We start from the raw sequence: 18,306 nt of genomic DNA on the forward strand, positions 1-18,306 counted from the left end.
CATTTTGTCATTGATACCCACTATCGGGTATCCTGTAGCGGCCTGTAAAAGGCCTGTAGTCCAAAATCATTGAGTCGTCAAATTTACATATAGTATGCCATTGGCTGAAAAATACGCAAAATGGCATAGACTCAAAGGTATTTCTTCCATCATGCCAAAAAAGACAACTGGCATGATGTTAATCATAAATGTCAGCGTCACACTGCGCTACGCTCTATGGCTCCCTGACGTTTTTTTAGCCACGTATCAATAATAGGTACTTCCATGTCGAGTAAGTTAGTACTGGTTCTGAACTGCGGTAGCTCCTCACTGAAATTTGCAATCATCGATGCAGTTAACGGTGAAGAGTACCTTTCTGGTTTAGCCGAATGTTTCCATCTCCCTGAAGCACGTATCAAATGGAAAATGGACGGCGGTAAACAAGAAGCGGCTTTAGGTGCAGGCGCCGCTCACAGTGAAGCGCTGAACTTTATCGTTAATACTATTCTGGCACAAAAACCAGAACTGTCTGCGCAGTTGACTGCAATCGGTCACCGTATCGTACACGGCGGCGAGAAGTATACCAGCTCCGTGGTTATCGATGACTCTGTTATTCAGGGCATCAAAGATTCTGCCTCTTTCGCACCGCTGCATAACCCGGCTCACCTGATCGGGATTGCAGAAGCACTGAAATCCTTCCCGCAGTTGAAAGACAAAAACGTGGCTGTGTTTGACACCGCGTTCCATCAGACCATGCCGGAAGAGTCTTACCTCTATGCCCTGCCGTACAGCCTGTACAAAGAACACGGCGTTCGTCGTTATGGCGCGCACGGTACCAGCCACTTCTTCGTTACCCAGGAAGCGGCAAAAATGCTGAACAAACCGGTAGAAGAGCTGAACATCATCACGTGCCACCTGGGCAACGGGGGTTCTGTTTCTGCTATCCGCAATGGTAAATGTGTTGATACCTCTATGGGCCTGACCCCGCTGGAAGGTCTGGTGATGGGTACCCGCTCTGGTGACATCGACCCGGCAATCATTTTCCACCTGCACGACACGCTGGGCATGAGCGTTGATCAGATCAACAAGATGCTGACCAAAGAATCCGGCCTGCTGGGTCTGACCGAAGTGACCAGCGACTGCCGTTATGTTGAAGACAACTACACCACCAAAGAAGACGCGAAACGTGCAATGGACGTTTACTGCCACCGTCTGGCGAAGTACATCGGTTCCTACACGGCGCTGATGGACGGTCGTCTGGACGCGGTTGTCTTCACCGGCGGTATCGGTGAGAACGCGGCCATGGTTCGCGAACTGTCCCTGGGTAAACTGGGCGTGCTGGGCTTTGAAGTTGATCATGAACGTAACCTGGCTGCCCGTTTCGGCAAATCTGGTTTCATCAACAAAGAAGGTACCCGTCCTGCGGTGGTGATCCCAACCAACGAAGAACTGGTTATCGCGCAAGACGCGAGCCGTCTGACTGCCTGATATCACACCGCCAGCTAAGCTGGCGGTGCTGTTTTGTAACCCGCCCAACGGGCGGTAACGAAAGAGGATAAACCGTGTCCCGTATTATTATGCTGATCCCTACCGGAACCAGCGTCGGCCTGACCAGCGTCAGCCTCGGCGTCATCCGTGCTATGGAACGCAAAGGCGTTCGTCTGAGTGTCTTTAAGCCCATCGCCCAGCCACGCGCCGGTGGCGATGCGCCAGACCAGACCACCGCTATCGTTCGTGCAAACTCTTCTGTCACCGCGGCTGAACCGCTGAAGATGAGCCACGTAGAGTCTCTGCTGTCCAGCAATCAGAAAGATGTGCTGATGGAAGAGATCATCGCAAACTACCATGCGAACACCAAAGACGCAGAAGTGGTACTGGTTGAAGGCCTGGTCCCAACCCGTAAACACCAGTTCGCGCAGTCTCTGAACTACGAAATCGCCAAAACGCTGAACGCGGAAATCGTCTTCGTCATGTCTCAGGGCACCGATACGCCGGAACAGTTGAACGAGCGAATTGAACTGACTCGCAGCAGCTTCGGCGGCGCAAAAAACACCAACATCACCGGCGTTATCGTGAACAAACTGAACGCTCCGGTTGATGAACAAGGTCGTACCCGTCCGGATCTGTCTGAGATTTTCGACGACTCTTCCAAAGCGCAGGTCGTAAAAGTCGATCCGGCACAGCTCACCGCGAGCAGCCCACTGCCGGTTCTCGGCGCAGTGCCGTGGAGCTTTGAGCTGATCGCGACCCGTGCGATCGACATGGCGCGCCACCTGAATGCCACCATCGTCAACGAAGGCGACATCAATACGCGTCGCGTGAAGTCTGTCACTTTCTGTGCGCGTAGCATTCCGCACATGCTGGAACACTTCCGCGCCGGTTCCCTGCTGGTCACCTCCGCTGACCGTCCGGACGTGCTGGTTGCCGCGTGTCTGGCCGCGATGAATGGCGTTGAAATCGGCGCCCTGCTGCTGACCGGTGGCTACGAAATGGATGCGCGCATCTCTAAACTGTGTGAACGCGCTTTCGCTACCGGCCTGCCGGTATTCATGGTGAACACCAACACCTGGCAAACTTCTCTGAGCCTGCAGAGCTTCAACCTGGAAGTGCCGGTTGACGATCACGCACGCATCGAGAAAGTTCAGGAATACGTGGCGAACTACATCAACGCTGACTGGATCGAGTCCCTGACCGCGACCTCTGAGCGTAGCCGTCGTCTGTCTCCTCCAGCCTTCCGCTATCAGTTGACCGAACTGGCGCGTAAAGCCGGTAAACGCGTTGTGCTGCCAGAAGGCGACGAACCGCGTACCGTGAAAGCGGCAGCCATCTGTGCTGAACGTGGTATCGCAACCTGCGTACTGCTGGGTAACCCGGAAGAGATCAACCGCGTTGCGGCCTCTCAGGGCGTTGAGCTCGGCGCTGGCATCGAAATCGTGGATCCGGAAGTGGTTCGCGAAAGCTATGTCGCGCGTCTGGTTGAACTGCGTAAGAGCAAAGGCATGACCGAAACCGTTGCCCGCGAACAGCTGGAAGACAACGTGGTTCTCGGTACGCTGATGCTGGAACAAGACGAAGTTGACGGTCTGGTATCAGGCGCTGTTCACACCACGGCTAACACCATTCGTCCGCCGCTGCAGCTTATCAAAACTGCGCCAGGCAGTTCACTGGTTTCCTCCGTCTTCTTCATGCTGCTGCCAGAACAGGTTTACGTTTACGGCGACTGCGCGATCAACCCGGATCCGACCGCTGAACAGCTGGCTGAAATCGCTATCCAGTCTGCTGACTCTGCCATTGCCTTTGGTATCGAACCGCGCGTCGCAATGCTCTCCTACTCCACCGGCACCTCTGGTGCGGGTAGCGACGTTGAGAAAGTGCGTGAAGCAACTCGTCTTGCACAGGAAAAACGTCCTGACCTGATGATCGACGGTCCGCTGCAGTACGATGCCGCCGTGATGGCTGACGTGGCAAAATCCAAAGCGCCGAACTCTCCGGTTGCGGGTCGCGCTACCGTGTTCATCTTCCCGGATCTGAACACCGGTAACACCACTTACAAAGCGGTACAGCGTTCTGCCGACCTGATCTCCATCGGGCCGATGCTGCAGGGTATGCGCAAGCCGGTGAATGACCTGTCCCGTGGCGCGCTGGTTGACGATATCGTCTACACCATCGCTCTGACCGCGATTCAGTCTTCACAACAGCAGTAAGTTGTCTCCGCTGGGTCCAGACGGGCCCGGTCAAAAGCCGGAAATCACCCTGATTTCCGGCTTTTTTATTGCCGTTTCTGGCAATGCAAAAACGGATTTATTTGCTTAACTGCGCTGCATCAATGAATAACCATTCGCCTGTTTGCATACTTAGCCTCTTTGCTTTGCAACAGGGATAGTCTTTCATGTCTGCAGTAACCGAAACACAGCCAGCCAGAAAATGGGCCATGCCCGATACGCTGGTCATTATTTTCTTTGTCGCCATTTTAACCAGCCTTGCGACCTGGGTTGTCCCCGTCGGGATGTTCGACAGCCAGGAGGTGCAATACCAGGTAGATGGTCAGACAAAAACCCGTAAAGTGGTTGACCCCCACTCTTTCCGTATTCTGACCAACGAGGCCGGTGAAGCGCAGTATCATCCGGTTAAATTCTTCACTACCGGCGATGAAAGCCCGGGCCTGATGAACTTCCCATTCGAAGGGCTGACCTCCGGCTCTAAATTCGGTACCGCCGTCGGTATCATCATGTTTATGCTGGTGATTGGCGGTGCGTTTGGCATCGTTATGCGCACGGGAACTATTGATAACGGCATCCTTGCGCTCATCCGTCATACCAAAGGCAACGAGGTTCTGTTTATCCCGGTACTGTTTATTCTCTTCTCGCTGGGCGGTGCGGTGTTCGGCATGGGAGAAGAGGCGGTTGCCTTCGCGATCATCATCGCGCCGCTGATGGTGCGACTGGGGTATGACAGTATCACCACGGTGTTAGTGACCTATATTGCGACACAAATTGGCTTTGCCAGTTCATGGATGAACCCTTTCTGCGTGGTGGTCGCGCAGGGCATTGCCGGCGTACCGGTCCTCTCCGGTTCCGGTCTGCGTATCGTGGTATGGGTTATTTCGACACTGATCGGTCTGACGTTTACCCTGGTCTATGCCTCGCGGGTGAAAAAGAATCCGCTTCTGTCACGCGTGCATGAATCTGACCGTTTCTTTCGCGAACAGCAGGATGACGTTGTCGAGCGCCGCTTCACAATCGGCGACTGGCTGGTGCTGCTGGTACTGACCGGGGTGATGGTTTGGGTGGTCTGGGGCGTTATCGTCAACGCATGGTTTATTCCGGAGATAGCCAGCCAGTTCTTCACCATGGGCCTGGTCATTGGCATTATCGCCGTTGTCTTCCGTCTTAACGGCATGACGGTCAACATTATGGCGTCCTCATTCACCGAAGGCGCACGCATGATGATTGCCCCCGCCCTGCTGGTAGGTTTTGCCAAAGGCATTTTACTGTTGGTAGGCAACGGCGAAGCGGGTGACGCCAGCGTGCTCAATACGCTGTTACACAGCATCGCCAACGGCATCAGCGGGCTGGACAACGCCGTTGCCGCGTGGTTTATGCTGCTCTTCCAGGCAGTGTTTAATTTCTTTGTAACGTCGGGATCGGGCCAGGCGGCGCTGACCATGCCGCTGTTAGCGCCGCTCGGCGATCTGGTGGGGGTTAACCGTCAGGTCACCGTACTGGCGTTCCAGTTTGGTGATGGCTTTAGCCACATCATCTATCCGACCTCTGCATCACTGATGGCGACATTAGGCGTCTGTCGGGTGGATTTCCGTAACTGGTTGAAAGTGGGTGCGACGCTGCTGGGGCTGCTATTCATTATGTCCAGCGTGGTGGTGATTGGCGCACAAATCATGGGATACCACTAAAAGAGAAAAGGAGCCGCTTATGGCTCCTTTTTACGGTTAGTTCAGAAAGGACGTTACTCCGCCTCTTCCTGCTTCTCCTGTTGCGACTCTGACCTTGCCGCTTCATTTTTAGCGTTACGGGTCATCCACAGCGCCAGCGCTTTCAGCGAGTCGGGCGTGAATTCATCACAGCGGGCGGTAATTTCTTCCGGCGTCAACCAGCAAACTTCGCTGACCTCTTCTTCCTGCAAGGCGAACGGGCCGTGCGACACACAGCTGAACAGCGCACCCCAGACGCGACAGTTCTTATCTTCAAAGTAGAACTGACCATGTTCGGCGAATGGCACACCGGCGATGCCTAACTCTTCTTCCGCTTCACGGCGGGCAGAATCCAGCAACTGTTCGTCAGCCTGCACAACGCCACCGGCAGTGGCATCTAACATTCCGGGTAAAAAGTCTTTTGTCTCGGTACGACGTTGCACCAGTATTTTGCCCATTCCGTCGTGTACAACAATATAGGTCGCACGATGACGCAGGCCCTGCGCTCGCATCTGTTCCCGGCTGGATTGTGCAATGACTTCGTTGTCTTCATTCACAATATCCACCCATTCCGTACTTGCCAAACGACGCTGTTCCACCATCAGGAAACCTTCTTTTTCTGGCGCTCTTACGGCGCATTTACATATGTGGGGGTAAATTACGAATTAATCGCCACCTGCGCAATGATACTTTGATCATTGAGTGCGATAACGCTCAAAACATTATCGTCCAGCAGGCCATAACTTGCCTGGTAGCCACCTTTCGGAATGCTTACTGAACCCGGGTTGAAGTGATAAATATCGCCTCTTTTTTCTGCCACCGGCAGATGCGTATGCCCGTATACCAGGACATCACCGGCCCGCAGTGCCGGCAGGTTATCCGGCCCAAAGAGATGACCGTGAGTCAGAAACAGTCGCTGATTTTCCAGTAGCACCTGCTGCCAGGGCGCGGTTATTGGAAACTGCAGCAGCATTTGATCCACTTCACTATCACAATTTCCCCGCACCGCGACAATCTGCGACGCCTGTTCATTGAGCCGCTCAGCGACCTGAGCGGGCGCGTAGCCTTCGGGTAACGCATTTCGCGGTCCGTGGTTGAGGACATCGCCCAGTATCACCAGCCACTGCGCGCCGCTCTGTGAAAACAGGGTCAGCACGCGTTCTGTAGCGGGCAGGGACCCATGAATGTCGGATGCAAACATCAGTTTCATCACATGCTCCGTGTCATCAAAAACCGCATTATGATACTGGATTACAAACGTTTTATCAGCCTGAACGCTTCGCGGAAAGCGCAATATAACGCTGGACAGAGGCGCGTTGCCACTGAAATGCTGCATATTCCGCCAGTCGCTCCGGGACGTCGTCGCCGTTGAGAACCAGACGGTTGAGCATCAGGGCTAAATCAGTATCGGCCAGACACCATTCACCGAAAAGATTTGGCATGTCATGTGCCAGCAGATTCCCCGCTATGGAGAACAGTTTGTCTGCGCTGATTTTCCCCGCCTCGCTCAGCGGTCTTTTTTTTACCCCACCGAAAACGACATCCGTCGGACGTTCTTCTCGAATGGGCATTAAATCACTGCGCAACCATGCCTGTATCTGCCGCGCACGCGCGCGTTTTTGCAGGTCGTGAGGATAGATTCGCTCCCAGGTGGGTGGCGAAAAGCGGTCTTCCAGGTATTCAGCAATCGCGGAGGACTCGCTCAACTCAAAACCATCGATGTTCAGCAACGGTACCCGACGCGTCAGTGCATACCCCTGCCAGCCCGGTTGTAGATGCTCACCGTTGTTAAGATCGACGGTTTTCAGACTAAACGGCAGTCCCTTTTCCTGCAAAGCGACATACACGGAGAGCACATAGGGGGAGAAATAGTTTGCATCGGACCACAGCGTGATAGTGGGTTTACTCATGGCATCCTCGTCTTTATTAGGCTTTTCTCCCAACATAGAGGGTCTTTCGCTCGCTGTCACCTGATGAAAACTCACACAGCACGACAGGCTTTCTATACTTGTGGTTGGCTTATCCGATAAACACGTTGTGGAGCAGAAATGATCGACCTCTATTACGCCCCGACACCCAATGGGCACAAGATTACCCTCTTCCTTGAGGAAGCCGCGCTGGACTACCGATTAATTAAAGTGGATATCAGTAAGGGTAATCAGTTTCGCCCCGATTTCCTCGCCATTTCACCCAACAATAAAATTCCCGCCATCGTCGATCATAACCCGCTCGATGGCGGCACATCGCTGAGCCTGTTTGAGTCCGGTGCCATTTTGCTCTATCTGGCGGAAAAGAGCGGCCTGTTGCTTAGCGGTGAATTACGCGAGCGCCATAGCACGCTGCAATGGCTGTTCTGGCAGGTGGGCGGGCTGGGCCCAATGCTTGGTCAAAACCACCATTTCAACCATTTTGCTCCACAGTCCATCCCCTACGCTATTGAGCGCTATCAGGTTGAAACACAACGGCTGTATAACGTTCTCAATAAACGGCTGGAGATGTCGCCGTGGCTGGGCGGCGAGCATTACAGCATTGCCGATATCGCCTGCTGGCCGTGGGTGAACGCCTGGCAGCGTCAGCGCGTCGACCTGGACATGTTTCCCGCCGTGAAGAATTGGTTTGAGCGCATTCGCAGTCGGCCCGCCACAGAACGCGCAATGATGCTGGCGTATCAGGATCCTGCGTGAGCAAGAGGATAACGCGACCGGGTTCTCGTGTATCATGCGAGAGTTCATACATGGAGGAGACCTGCAATGTCACATCATGACGCTATAATTCGTATAAAAAACCTTCGCTTACGCACTTTCATTGGCATCAAAGAGGAAGAGATCAATAACCGACAGGATATTGTCATCAACGTTGCGATTCACTATCCGGCGGACAAGGCTCGCGTCAGCGAAGATATCAATGATGCGTTGAATTACCGCACGATCACCAAAAATATCATCCTGCACGTTGAGAACAATCGCTTCTCATTGTTAGAAAAATTAACCCAGGATGTGCTCGATATCGCACGCGAACACCACTGGGTCACTTATGCTGAAGTGGAAGTCGACAAACTACACGCGTTGCGTTATGCCGATTCCGTCTCCATGACGTTGAGCTGGCAGCGCTAACCGACATCACGGGAGGCTGCATGAAGATACTGGTAACTGGAGGGACTGGCCTTATTGGAGGACACCTGGTCCCGCGCCTGCAGGAACTGGATCATCAGGTGACCGTACTGACCCGCCACCGCGATACTGCCCGGGAAAAGCTCAATGACCGGGTGACACTGTGGGACACGCTGGAAGATAAGCAAAATCTCGACGGTTTTGACGCGGTGATTAACCTGGCCGGTGAGCCCATTGCTGACAAGCGCTGGACGACGGAGCAAAAAGATCGCTTGTGTCAGAGCCGCTGGCGCATCACCCAGAAACTGGCGGACCTCATTAATGCCAGTGAAACCCCGCCGTCAGTCCTGATTTCAGGTTCTGCCACAGGTTATTATGGCGATCTGGGCGAAGTGGTCGTCACCGAGGAAGAACCGCCGCATAACGAATTCACCCATAAACTTTGCACACGCTGGGAGCAAATTGCCTGCGAAGCGCAAAGCGACAAAACGCGTGTATGCCTGCTGCGTACCGGCGTGGTGCTGGCACCAAAGGGCGGTATCCTCGGCAAAATGGTTCCACCGTTTCGTCTGGGCCTCGGTGGCCCCATTGGCAACGGCCGCCAGTATCTGGCCTGGATCCACATTGATGATATGGTCAATGCGATTCTCTGGCTGCTGGATAACGACCTGCGTGGGCCGTTCAACATGGTCTCGCCCTATCCGGTACGCAATGAGCAGTTTGCTCATGCGCTGGGACATGCCCTGCAACGGCCAGCCATTCTTCGCGTACCAGCCACCGTGATTCGCCTGCTGATGGGCGAATCATCGGTACTGGTGCTGGGTGGGCAACGCGCCCTGCCCAAACGACTGGAAGCCGCCGGATTTCCCTTCCGTTGGTATGACCTTGAAGAAGCGCTGTCGGATGTCGTTCGCTAACGTCTTCCCTGTTCACTCTCGCCGTTCCGGTGGTAAGGTAGTCTCACTGGCTCCCGGAATGGCGATTTTATGGCACGACTCACAACCGAACGACTGACGCTTTCCCCGTTTCAACCCACAGACTGGCCCTTTTTCCTCGCGCTTCGTGAAAATCCGGACATCATGCGTTTTATGGGCAACCTCTGCCCGGAACGCGAAACGCGTTTGCTGTTTGCGCGTCGTCTTACCTCAAAACACACCTTCGTGATCCGCCAGCATCACGATGCCACACCGCTGGGAGACATTGGCTTACAAATCAGCCATCATTTTCCGCAGGAAGCTGACATCGGTTATTGCGTTATCCCCGCCGTCCAGGGACGCGGTATCGCCAGTGAGGCCGTTCGTGCCGTCTGCGACTATGCCTTCCGCGAAGCTGGCGTGAAAGCCATCAACGCCTGGGTGCTTGCCGAGAACCGGGGTTCAGTCCGCCTGCTGGAAAAACTGGGATTTGTGCGTACGCAGGTGCTGGAGAAAGCGTTTGAGATCAACGGTATCCACTATGACGACTGGGGATACCGTCTGGAGATGGCGTGAGGTTAACTGCCCGTCGACGCGAGATAGTCTTATGCGCGGGTAGCGGTAAGCTCGTCAACGGGAAGACCGGTTATCCTGGCGACGGTGTGGGCATCAATCCCATCTGCCAGCATCATACGTGCAATCCGCTGGGCTTCATCGCGTTTTCCCTGTTGAATCCCCTGCTGACGCAATCTGTCGGCGATAGTCATTAGTCTCTCCTTGTGGTGGGGTGAACGCTGGGCAACCTCGGCAAGAAACTCACTAAAATGCGCGGCGTCACCGGTTTGCATCATATAATTAAACAGCGTTTTCAACTGGCTGTCATTAGCGTAACCCTTAATCAACAGGGCAACTAATTGCTCCATCAAGCCCATTAAATCACGCTTGCGGATATGCTTTTGCATTAATTCCAGGAGCGCTATCCGTCGATGCTGCATAATGTCATCATCCGCCACAACCGTAATATCAACCAGAGGAAAGGCGGCGGTATAGAGTTGTCTTGCCGTAGAGGGATCGGCAAATTCATCCAGCCAACACAAGGAAAAGGGATAGGGCGTCACCGCGCCGTGATAAAATAACATCGGGATCACCAATGGCAGTTTTTTATGTCCGGCATCGAGATGACGTTGCATTGCCCCCATGGCATAGCGCATCAGTCGGAATGCCATATGAGCATCGGGTGAACTTTGATGTTCAATCACCACATAGATAAAGCCCTCTCCTTCCGCCGTCTTTAACGACCAAAGAACATCGGAATAATACGCACGGAGATTCTCTTCAATAAAGCTACCTGACTCGAGTTTCAGCGAGTCCAGATCGCAAAGTTGCCGCAATGAAGCAGGCAGATGGAATTCCAGGAAATCTCTGGCAGTGTCCGGGTGGCACATGAACGTTTTAAACACCGCATCATGCGCTGTAACCTTAGCTGTTGTCATGACCATACCATCATCCCTGTGAGTCGATGACATGACGTTACGCGCATTAATCGTCTGCGACACCAACAGACGTTGCGCTTTGCGGTGATGAATCCAGGGTAAATGCGCTGGTCTGCAATATTTTCAGGGCTTACGGAAAGTCACTCGCAAAAAAAGCCGGGAGGCTGTTGCCTTTCCCGGCTTACCTTAACGATACGCCTGAACCCGTTACTTCAGCGATCCTTTCAGGAACTGTTGCAGGCGTGGACTTTGGGGGTTACCGAAGAGTTGCTCTGGATTGCCCTCTTCTTCGATTTTCCCCTGATGCAAGAAAATCACGTGGCTGGAGACATGGCGGGCAAAGCCCATTTCGTGCGTCACCACCACCATCGTTTTCCCCTCTTCGGCCAGTTGCTGCATGATACGCAGCACCTCGCCGACCAGTTCAGGATCCAGCGCCGAGGTTGGTTCATCAAAGAGCAACACTTCCGGCTCCATCGCCAGGGCGCGTGCAATCGACACTCGCTGCTGCTGACCACCGGAAAGATGCACCGGGTATTTCCCCTGTGCACGCTCATCAATGCCGACTTTCGCCAGGTATTTGGTCGCCCGTTCACGGGCTTCCTGTTTGCTCAGACCCAACACCTGAATTGGCGCTTCCATGACGTTTTCCAGCACCGTCATGTGGCTCCACAGGTTAAAGTGCTGAAACACCATCGTCAGGCGGGTACGCAGTAAACGAAGCTGATTTTTATCCGCCACCTTCAGTTGACCGTCTTTGTCACGCACCAGGTTGATGTTCTGGCCGTTGACCACAATCGACCCTTCGCTCGGTTTTTCGAGGAAGTTTATGCAGCGCAAAAATGTACTTTTCCCGGAGCCGGATGAGCCAATAATACTGATCACATCTCCGGCGTTGGCCTGCAGTGAAACCCCTTTCAGCACTTCGTGTTCGCCGTAGCGTTTGTGCAAATCGATAACGTTTAATTTATTCTCAGACATCGTGTTACCCGAATTATTTAGAGGAAACATGCTGCAACCAGCGCCTTTCCGCACGGCGGAACAGGCTTATCAGGACATACGATATGATTAAGTACAGCACGGCGGCAATACCGAAAGCGGTAAAGGGCTGATAGGTCGCCGAGTTAATATCACGGGCGATTTTCAGCAGATCCGGAACCGTTGCCGTGAACGCCAGCGCCGTGGAGTGCAGCATTAAAATGACCTCGTTGCTGTACGCGGGTAACGCGATACGCAACGCCGAAGGCAGAATAATGCAACGATACATTTTGAATGAGGAGAAGCCATACGCGCGCGCGGCTTCAATTTCACCGTGCGGAACCGAGCGAATGGCCCCGGCGAAAATCTCTGTGGTATAGGCGCACGTGTTCAGCGTCAGCGCCAGAACGGTACAGTTCAGACCGCTGCGGAAGAAGGCGTTCAGAAAATCGGTGCCTTTGACTATCTCCAGCGTGTACATCCCTGAATAGAACACCAGTAGCTGAACGTACAATGGCGTCCCGCGAAAAATATAGGTAAACAGCCAGATGGGAAACTGGATGAATTTGTTGCTGGAAACACGACCAATGGCCAGAAAAACGGCCAGAATGCCGCCCATCACCACGGAGGAAATCAGCAGCCACAGCGTAATCGCCACCCCCGTAAACCGGTAGCCATCCGTCCACAACAGGGATTTCCAGTACTCCTGAATTATCTCAATCACAGGTCAGCCCTCTTCACACCGACGGAGTAACGGCGCTCAAGGAACAGCAGCACACCATTGGAAACCGTAGTAAATACCAGATAGATAAGCCCGCAGACGATGGCGAAATAGAATGGCTCCCAGGTGCTCTTTCCGGCCAGTTGCGTGGCTTTGACCACATCTTCCAGACCGAGCAGCGAGACCAGCGCCGTCGCTTTGAGGATCACCTGCCAGTTATTCCCAATCCCCGGCAGCGCATAGCGCATCATTGCCGGAAACATAATACGGCGGAAAATTTGTGAAGAGGTAAAACCGAAAGCGGTAGCGGCTTCAATATGACCTATTGGTACCGCCATAAAAGCGCCACGAAAGGTTTCTGTAAAATACGCGCCATAGATAAAACCGAGCGTAATAATACCAGCGACCATCGGGTCGATATCAATCTGACTGATGCCTATCGCATCGGTTAATGTGTTGAGTGCTATCTGCAGGCCATAAAAAATCAGCAGCATCAGCACCAGATCCGGCACCCCGCGAATGAGGGTGGTATAAGCTTCGAAAATAAGCCCCGTCACCCGGTTTTGCGAGAGTTTAGCCCCCGCACCGACGAGCCCGATCAGAACGGCCAGCACCACGGAACTGAGAGCCAGTTCCAGCGTGACAATTGCGCCCTGTAAAATAACACCTGAAAACCCGTACAACATGCTGCCTGTCCTGTCGTGAGTGGCGAGTTAGAAGCCTCTTTTGACGTGATGGTGCTACCTGTTATGCCGAATGGCGGCGTAGCCTTATCCGGCCTACAGCAATCACCTGTAGGCCGGATAAGCGCAGTGCCATCAGGCATAAAACCGGTTCATCATCACGTCCTGGGCTTTATCTGCACCTGCGGGGATTAACCGCCATAAACATCAAAATCAAAGTATTTCTTCGCCAGCTTCTCGTAAGTTCCGTCAGCGCGCATTTCTGCAAACGCTTTGTTCAGGGCTTCACGCAGTTCGTTATCCTCTTTGCGCAGACCCATGCCGGTCCCTACACCAAACAGTTTTTCGTCTTTCACAGACGGGCCGCCGAATTTGTAATCTTTGCCAACGGGTTGTTTCAGGAAGCCTTCGCTTGCGGCAACTTCGTCCTGGAATGCAGCATCAATACGCCCCGCAGTCAGGTCAGAGTAAATATTGTCCTGCCCCTGATACGACACAATCTCAATGCCTTTTGGCGCCCAGTGTTCGTTACCAAACGTCTCCTGAGTGGTGCCCTGCAGCACACCGACGCGTTTGCCTTTCAGCGACTCAACGGTCGGCTGAATGTCTGATGACTTGGCCACGACCAGACGCGAGTCAGCTGCATAAAGTTTGTCAGTGAAGGCGATTTCCTGCTGACGCTTTTCAGTAATCGAAAGCGAGGACATGATAGCGTCGATTTTCTTCGCTTTTAACGACGGGATCAGCGCATCCAGCGGGTTCTCAACGAAGGTACATTGCGTATTAATACGTTTGCACAGCTCTTTCGCCAGATCGATATCAAAACCCACCAATTCACCCTGCGCATTCTTCGACTCAAACGGGGCGTAGGTTGGATCGGTACCAATACGAACTTTTTGCGGAATGGCGGCAAAGGCTGCGGTAGCACTGGAGAAAGCCAGGACCAGAGAAAGAGATAACACCAGTTTTTTCATAACTATCCTCAACAGACTGTCTTTTATAGGGGATGTTTACAGGACCAGGTGCAGTTATCGTGCCATTAATCGGGTCGACAAGGCAAAACATTCTGCCCTGTCCCCGGTTTATTTTGCATGAAAAGCGCTTAAATATGCACTTCCGCTCTGTTCACCCGCCATAATTGCACCATAATGGTGCATTCAACCCGTCACGCACCGCTATGGCTAACCCAAACGGTGCAGTCAGGTCCCCCGTATTCAGGTATCAGTCGCCGTAGACGTTAAAGTCAAAATACTTTTTCGCCATCTTGTCGTAAGTGCCATCCTGACGCAGATCGGCCAGCGCCTTATCAAAGGCAGCTTTCAGTTCCGTATCGTCTTTACGTAAACCGACGCCTGTACCGTCGCCGAAGTACTTTTTATCCTTCACGGAAGGGCCGGCAAAAGCAAAGTCTTTGCCCGCAGGCTGTTTGAGGAAACCTTCACTGGCGGCAACTTCGTCCTGCAATGCCGCATCAAGACGGCCCGCCGTCAGGTCGGAGTAAATCAAATCCTGGTTTGCGTAGGCCACCACATCCACGCCTTTGCTACGCCAGGTGTCATTGGCATAGGCTTCCTGAGTGGAGCCTTGTAACACGCCAACGTGCTTACCTTTAAGCGCGTCAAGCGTTGGCTGAATCGGGGAGCCTTTCGCCGCGATCAGACGCGAATCCGCCGCGTACAGTTTGTCGGAGAAGGCAATTTCCTGCTGGCGCTTATCGGTTATGGAGAGCGAAGAGATAATGGCATCAATTTTCTTCGCTTTGAGCGACGGGATCAGTGCATCGAAATCACTGGCGACCCAGGTACATTTGACCTGCATACGCTTACACATCTCATTGCCCAAATCGATATCAAAGCCGATGAAGTCGCCTTTGGCATCTTTTGAAGAGAACGGAGCGTAGGTGGTATCCGTGCCAATGCGCACCGTTTGCGGCAGCGCTGCATAGCTGGATGCAGTAGCAGATAGACCAATCAGCAATGACAGAGCGAGAATTGACTTCTTCATACATAACCCTCAAGTGGAATGACTTTATTATGTTTTACGTTGTGTTGTGCGTTTGCAGGCTTTTTCATGCAGGTCTTATGCCATTTTCGCGCCGCTCGGGATATTCGACGTTAAATATGTTAATAAAACGTTGCAATATTGTCCTGATGTTGAAGATAGCAGGTCTGACGGATGAACCGCAGCGTTTCAGATGGATTTAGCGAATTAAATGTTGAGGATATGATCGCGGTTACAAAATTGCCCTGTTTCAGGGCAATTGATGCAAAAAGGCCCGCCGACGGGGCAATATTATGCACCCTGCCAACGGGTAAAAAGGTCCTGCGGAAGGGCGATATCAAACTGATCGAGGACGCGATTAACTGTCTGATTTATCACATCATCTAGCGTCTGAGGACGATGATAAAACGCCGGAACCGGTGGCATAATGACCGCACCAATTTCCGCCGCCTGGGTCATTAAGCGCAAATGCCCCAGATGGAGCGGCGTTTCCCGAACGCACAGCACCAGTGGGCGGCGCTCTTTTAACACCACGTCTGCCGCGCGGGTCAACAGGCCATCGGTATAGCTATGGACAATGCCAGAAAGCGTTTTAATTGAGCACGGCAGAATAACCATTCCGGCGGTCTGAAAAGAGCCGGAGGAGATGCTGGCGGCAATATCGCGCGCATCGTGCGTCACGCTCGCGAGCGCCTGAACATCACGCAGCGATAAGTCAGTCTCGAGAGAAAGCGTCTGGCGGGCGGCCTGGCTCATGATCAGATGCGTTTCAACATCCGGTACATCGCGCAACACCTGGAGCAGCCGCACGCCGTAAATGGCGCCGCTGGCACCCGAAATACCAATAATGAGTCGCTTCATGATTTATCGCCCTGTCTGACTTCTGGGCTGACTTTGCAGGATTTTATGGGGAGTTGCAAGTCAGGGGGCGGGATTCGCCCCCTGGCAGGTCAGGGATTACCCTTCGTTGTGCATCTCGAGGTTTTCAACTTCGTTCTGCAACTGAACTGCTTTGGCATCGTCATTACGCAGGGAATCGAGAAAATCGAGATACTGCTGATCCACATCCTTCGTAACGTATACGCCGTTAAACACGGAACATTCAAACTGCTGGATATCCGGGTTCTCGGTACGGACCGCGTCGATCAGATCGTCCAGGTCCTGGAAGATAAGACCGTCTGCGCCGATGATCTGGCGAATCTCATCCACTTCACGACCATGCGCAATCAGTTCGTTTGCAGTAGGCATATCGATGCCGTACACGTTCGGGAAGCGAATCTCCGGTGCCGCAGAGGCCAGATAGACCTTTTTCGCCCCGGCTTCACGTGCCATTTCAATAATCTGCTCTGAGGTGGTGCCGCGCACAATGGAGTCATCCACCAGCAGGACATTTTTATCACGGAACTCCGCGCGGTTGGCGTTCAGTTTGCGGCGTACGGACTTACGGCGCAGCTGCTGTCCCGGCATGATAAAGGTACGACCAACGTAGCGGTTTTTCACAAACCCCTGACGGTACGGCTTGCCGAGAATACGCGCAATTTCCAGCGCGATATCGCAGGAGGTTTCTGGAATCGGGATGACCACGTCGATATCCAGATCCTCCCACTCACGAGCAATTTTTTCGCCAAGCTTGGTACCCATGTTCACACGGGCGCTGTAGACGGAAATCTTGTCGATGAAGGAATCCGGACGCGCGAAGTAAACATACTCGAACAGGCACGGATTGCTGACCGGGTTTTCGGCACACTGACGGGTGAATAGCTGCCCTTTCTCCGTGATATAAACCGCTTCGCCCGACGCAACGTCACGCAGGAATTCAAAGCCCAGGGTATCCAGCGCGACGCTTTCAGACGCCACCATATATTCGGTGCGACCGTCGCCGACATCACGTTTACCCAACACCAGCGGACGGATACCGTTCGGGTCACGGAAGGCAACCATACCGTGACCAATAATCATCGCCACACAGGCATACGCGCCGCGGATCTGGCGGTTGGTCGCGGCAATCGCGGCAAAAATGTTGTCTGCTTCCAGCGGGTAGTGACGGAAGTTATCCAGTTCACTGGCGAAGATATTGAGCAGGATCTCAGAATCTGAGGTGGTATTGATGTGACGGCGCTTCTCCTCAAACAGCTTTTTACGCAGTTCGTGGGCATTGGTCAGGTTGCCATTGTGGGCAAGCGTGATGCCATACGGGGAGTTGACGTAGAAAGGTTGAGCTTCAGAGGCGCTGGAGCTGCCAGCCGTTGGATAACGCACATGACCGATGCCCATGTTGCCCTGCATACGCTGCATGTGGCGAGCTTCAAAAACATCACTCACCAGACCGTTTGCCTTACGCAAACGGAAGCAGTTATTTGCATCGATGGTGATAATGCCAGCGGCATCCTGACCACGATGCTGAAGCACTGTTAAGGCGTCATAAATCGACTGGTTAACCGGCATAACACCGGCGATACCGACAATACCGCACATACGTCTTTTTCCTCGTTAAGCTACAACCCAACGCTTATGCTCTGGGCAAGAAACTTGACGAGCTTTGCAGATAGTCAAAGAACCATCTGATGATGAAACTGAACTCCGGGATCAGCCGTGACTTACTCCAGTCCTCACCTTTCGACAGGCCGGTAAAGGTGTCGAGAAAGAACAGAATAGCAGCCACAATCAACACGCCGCGCAGAGCCCCGAAACAGACCCCCAGAACCCGGTCGGTACCTGACAGACCGGTTTTCTCAACCAGTTGCCCTACCACGTAGTTCACAATGGCGCCGACGATCAGCGTCGCGATAAACAGCACCGCGATGGCAATCCCGTTTCGAACCAGTTCGTCTTCAAAGCCCGAAAACCAGACAGACAGGTAAGTGTAGTAATGGCTGGCGACAAAGAAAGCACAACCCCATGTCACCAACGATAACGCTTCACGAACAAAGCCACGGATCAGGCTAACCAGACAGGAAAAACCAATCACCGCGATAATGGCGTAATCAATCCAGACCATA

At 53.3% G+C, this 18,306-nt stretch carries 19 protein-coding genes; 7 read left to right on the top strand and 12 right to left on the bottom strand.

Features of this window, described 5'->3' with window-relative positions; genetic code table 11:
* Nucleotides 1-264: 264 nt before the first annotated feature.
* The 3 genes from ackA to yfcC all read left to right on the top strand — a co-directional run bounded on the left by ackA (nucleotide 265) and on the right by yfcC (nucleotide 5,389).
* Nucleotides 265-1,467, top strand: a complete 1,203-nt coding sequence (ackA, locus tag KI228_RS15170) for an acetate kinase (protein WP_042317795.1) — start codon at nucleotides 265-267, stop codon at nucleotides 1,465-1,467.
* A gap of 74 nt (nucleotides 1,468-1,541) precedes the next feature.
* Nucleotides 1,542-3,683 (top strand): phosphate acetyltransferase, encoded by a 2,142-nt coding sequence (gene pta / locus KI228_RS15175; RefSeq protein ID WP_043000012.1) that lies wholly within the window; start codon nucleotides 1,542-1,544, stop codon nucleotides 3,681-3,683.
* A 185-nt stretch (nucleotides 3,684-3,868) separates the two neighbouring features.
* Nucleotides 3,869-5,389: a putative basic amino acid antiporter YfcC gene (yfcC, locus tag KI228_RS15180; RefSeq protein ID WP_043000011.1), complete on the top strand. Its 1,521-nt coding sequence runs from the start codon at nucleotides 3,869-3,871 to the stop codon at nucleotides 5,387-5,389.
* Nucleotides 5,390-5,442: 53 nt separating this feature from the next.
* Here the strand turns inward: yfcC and yfcD are convergent, their stop codons facing one another.
* From yfcD to yfcF, 3 genes are read right to left on the bottom strand one after another with little or no spacing between them, the layout of a single operon-like run.
* Entirely contained in the window at nucleotides 5,443-6,009 is a 567-nt protein-coding gene (yfcD, locus tag KI228_RS15185) for an NUDIX hydrolase YfcD (RefSeq protein ID WP_042317782.1), read from the bottom strand.
* Between the two features lie 56 nt (nucleotides 6,010-6,065).
* Nucleotides 6,066-6,617: a phosphodiesterase gene (yfcE, locus tag KI228_RS15190; protein WP_054175965.1), complete on the bottom strand. Its 552-nt coding sequence runs from the start codon at nucleotides 6,615-6,617 to the stop codon at nucleotides 6,066-6,068.
* A 55-nt stretch (nucleotides 6,618-6,672) separates the two neighbouring features.
* Entirely contained in the window at nucleotides 6,673-7,317 is a 645-nt protein-coding gene (gene yfcF, locus KI228_RS15195; protein WP_061070663.1) for a glutathione transferase, read from the bottom strand.
* 138 nt (nucleotides 7,318-7,455) lie between these two features.
* Between yfcF and yfcG the strand changes: the two genes are divergently transcribed.
* The 4 genes from yfcG to KI228_RS15215 all read left to right on the top strand — a co-directional run bounded on the left by yfcG (nucleotide 7,456) and on the right by KI228_RS15215 (nucleotide 10,007).
* A complete protein-coding gene (gene yfcG / locus KI228_RS15200) occupies nucleotides 7,456-8,091 on the top strand; it encodes a GSH-dependent disulfide bond oxidoreductase (protein WP_061069830.1) in 636 nt (211 codons plus the stop codon).
* A gap of 66 nt (nucleotides 8,092-8,157) precedes the next feature.
* On the top strand, nucleotides 8,158-8,520 hold the full coding sequence (gene folX, locus KI228_RS15205) for a dihydroneopterin triphosphate 2'-epimerase (protein WP_043000007.1): 363 nt from the start codon (nucleotides 8,158-8,160) through the stop codon (nucleotides 8,518-8,520).
* Between the two features lie 20 nt (nucleotides 8,521-8,540).
* Nucleotides 8,541-9,434: a TIGR01777 family oxidoreductase gene (locus tag KI228_RS15210; RefSeq protein WP_061069829.1), complete on the top strand. Its 894-nt coding sequence runs from the start codon at nucleotides 8,541-8,543 to the stop codon at nucleotides 9,432-9,434.
* A gap of 69 nt (nucleotides 9,435-9,503) precedes the next feature.
* Entirely contained in the window at nucleotides 9,504-10,007 is a 504-nt protein-coding gene (locus KI228_RS15215) for a GNAT family N-acetyltransferase (protein ID WP_043000005.1), read from the top strand.
* A 29-nt stretch (nucleotides 10,008-10,036) separates the two neighbouring features.
* Here the strand turns inward: KI228_RS15215 and KI228_RS15220 are convergent, their stop codons facing one another.
* The 9 genes from KI228_RS15220 to cvpA all read right to left on the bottom strand — a co-directional run bounded on the left by KI228_RS15220 (nucleotide 10,037) and on the right by cvpA (nucleotide 18,305).
* Entirely contained in the window at nucleotides 10,037-10,924 is an 888-nt protein-coding gene (locus KI228_RS15220; protein WP_061070662.1) for an Rpn family recombination-promoting nuclease/putative transposase, read from the bottom strand.
* Nucleotides 10,925-11,131: 207 nt separating this feature from the next.
* Complete coding sequence (hisP, locus tag KI228_RS15225; RefSeq protein ID WP_043001873.1) at nucleotides 11,132-11,905, bottom strand: histidine ABC transporter ATP-binding protein HisP; 774 nt, start codon at nucleotides 11,903-11,905, stop codon at nucleotides 11,132-11,134.
* 13 nt (nucleotides 11,906-11,918) lie between these two features.
* On the bottom strand, nucleotides 11,919-12,626 hold the full coding sequence (gene hisM / locus KI228_RS15230) for a histidine ABC transporter permease HisM (RefSeq protein WP_043000004.1): 708 nt from the start codon (nucleotides 12,624-12,626) through the stop codon (nucleotides 11,919-11,921).
* Nucleotides 12,623-13,309: a histidine ABC transporter permease HisQ gene (locus KI228_RS15235; protein WP_043000003.1), complete on the bottom strand. Its 687-nt coding sequence runs from the start codon at nucleotides 13,307-13,309 to the stop codon at nucleotides 12,623-12,625. Before KI228_RS15235 ends, hisM begins: the two co-directional genes overlap by 4 nt.
* A 188-nt stretch (nucleotides 13,310-13,497) precedes the next feature.
* Nucleotides 13,498-14,280, bottom strand: coding sequence for a histidine ABC transporter substrate-binding protein HisJ (gene hisJ, locus KI228_RS15240; RefSeq protein ID WP_044258497.1), 783 nt, complete (start codon nucleotides 14,278-14,280; stop codon nucleotides 13,498-13,500).
* A gap of 247 nt (nucleotides 14,281-14,527) precedes the next feature.
* Nucleotides 14,528-15,310 carry a lysine/arginine/ornithine ABC transporter substrate-binding protein ArgT gene (gene argT, locus KI228_RS15245; RefSeq protein ID WP_043000001.1) on the bottom strand — a complete coding sequence of 261 codons (783 nt, stop codon included), beginning with the start codon at nucleotides 15,308-15,310 and terminating at the stop codon, nucleotides 14,528-14,530.
* A 288-nt stretch (nucleotides 15,311-15,598) separates the two neighbouring features.
* Nucleotides 15,599-16,168 (bottom strand): UbiX family flavin prenyltransferase, encoded by a 570-nt coding sequence (locus KI228_RS15250; protein WP_044258495.1) that lies wholly within the window; start codon nucleotides 16,166-16,168, stop codon nucleotides 15,599-15,601.
* A 96-nt stretch (nucleotides 16,169-16,264) separates the two neighbouring features.
* Complete coding sequence (purF, locus tag KI228_RS15255; RefSeq protein ID WP_042999999.1) at nucleotides 16,265-17,782, bottom strand: amidophosphoribosyltransferase; 1,518 nt, start codon at nucleotides 17,780-17,782, stop codon at nucleotides 16,265-16,267.
* A 34-nt stretch (nucleotides 17,783-17,816) separates the two neighbouring features.
* Nucleotides 17,817-18,305 carry a colicin V production protein gene (gene cvpA / locus KI228_RS15260; protein ID WP_042999998.1) on the bottom strand — a complete coding sequence of 163 codons (489 nt, stop codon included), beginning with the start codon at nucleotides 18,303-18,305 and terminating at the stop codon, nucleotides 17,817-17,819.
* Between the last annotated feature and the right edge of the window lies 1 nt (nucleotide 18,306).

The sequence above is a fragment of the Citrobacter amalonaticus genome (assembly GCF_018323885.1).
GTDB lineage: Bacteria > Pseudomonadota > Gammaproteobacteria > Enterobacterales > Enterobacteriaceae > Citrobacter_A > Citrobacter_A amalonaticus.

What these genes read in the sequence shown, in the direction of transcription:
- hisJ (WP_044258497.1), bottom strand. Translation starts at nt 14,280, where the DNA reads ATGAAAAAACTGGTGTTATCTCTTTCTCTGGTCCTGGCTTTCTCCAGT.
- purF (WP_042999999.1), bottom strand. Translation starts at nt 17,782, where the DNA reads ATGTGCGGTATTGTCGGTATCGCCGGTGTTATGCCGGTTAACCAGTCG.
- argT (WP_043000001.1), bottom strand. Translation starts at nt 15,310, where the DNA reads ATGAAGAAGTCAATTCTCGCTCTGTCATTGCTGATTGGTCTATCTGCT.
- KI228_RS15215 (WP_043000005.1), top strand. Translation starts at nt 9,504, where the DNA reads ATGGCACGACTCACAACCGAACGACTGACGCTTTCCCCGTTTCAACCC.
- yfcD (WP_042317782.1), bottom strand. Translation starts at nt 6,009, where the DNA reads ATGGTGGAACAGCGTCGTTTGGCAAGTACGGAATGGGTGGATATTGTG.
- ackA (WP_042317795.1), top strand. Translation starts at nt 265, where the DNA reads ATGTCGAGTAAGTTAGTACTGGTTCTGAACTGCGGTAGCTCCTCACTG.
- hisP (WP_043001873.1), bottom strand. Translation starts at nt 11,905, where the DNA reads ATGTCTGAGAATAAATTAAACGTTATCGATTTGCACAAACGCTACGGC.
- KI228_RS15220 (WP_061070662.1), bottom strand. Translation starts at nt 10,924, where the DNA reads ATGACAACAGCTAAGGTTACAGCGCATGATGCGGTGTTTAAAACGTTC.
- yfcE (WP_054175965.1), bottom strand. Translation starts at nt 6,617, where the DNA reads ATGAAACTGATGTTTGCATCCGACATTCATGGGTCCCTGCCCGCTACA.
- KI228_RS15250 (WP_044258495.1), bottom strand. Translation starts at nt 16,168, where the DNA reads ATGAAGCGACTCATTATTGGTATTTCGGGTGCCAGCGGCGCCATTTAC.
- KI228_RS15235 (WP_043000003.1), bottom strand. Translation starts at nt 13,309, where the DNA reads ATGTTGTACGGGTTTTCAGGTGTTATTTTACAGGGCGCAATTGTCACG.
- yfcF (WP_061070663.1), bottom strand. Translation starts at nt 7,317, where the DNA reads ATGAGTAAACCCACTATCACGCTGTGGTCCGATGCAAACTATTTCTCC.
- folX (WP_043000007.1), top strand. Translation starts at nt 8,158, where the DNA reads ATGTCACATCATGACGCTATAATTCGTATAAAAAACCTTCGCTTACGC.
- yfcC (WP_043000011.1), top strand. Translation starts at nt 3,869, where the DNA reads ATGTCTGCAGTAACCGAAACACAGCCAGCCAGAAAATGGGCCATGCCC.
- KI228_RS15210 (WP_061069829.1), top strand. Translation starts at nt 8,541, where the DNA reads ATGAAGATACTGGTAACTGGAGGGACTGGCCTTATTGGAGGACACCTG.
- yfcG (WP_061069830.1), top strand. Translation starts at nt 7,456, where the DNA reads ATGATCGACCTCTATTACGCCCCGACACCCAATGGGCACAAGATTACC.
- cvpA (WP_042999998.1), bottom strand. Translation starts at nt 18,305, where the DNA reads ATGGTCTGGATTGATTACGCCATTATCGCGGTGATTGGTTTTTCCTGT.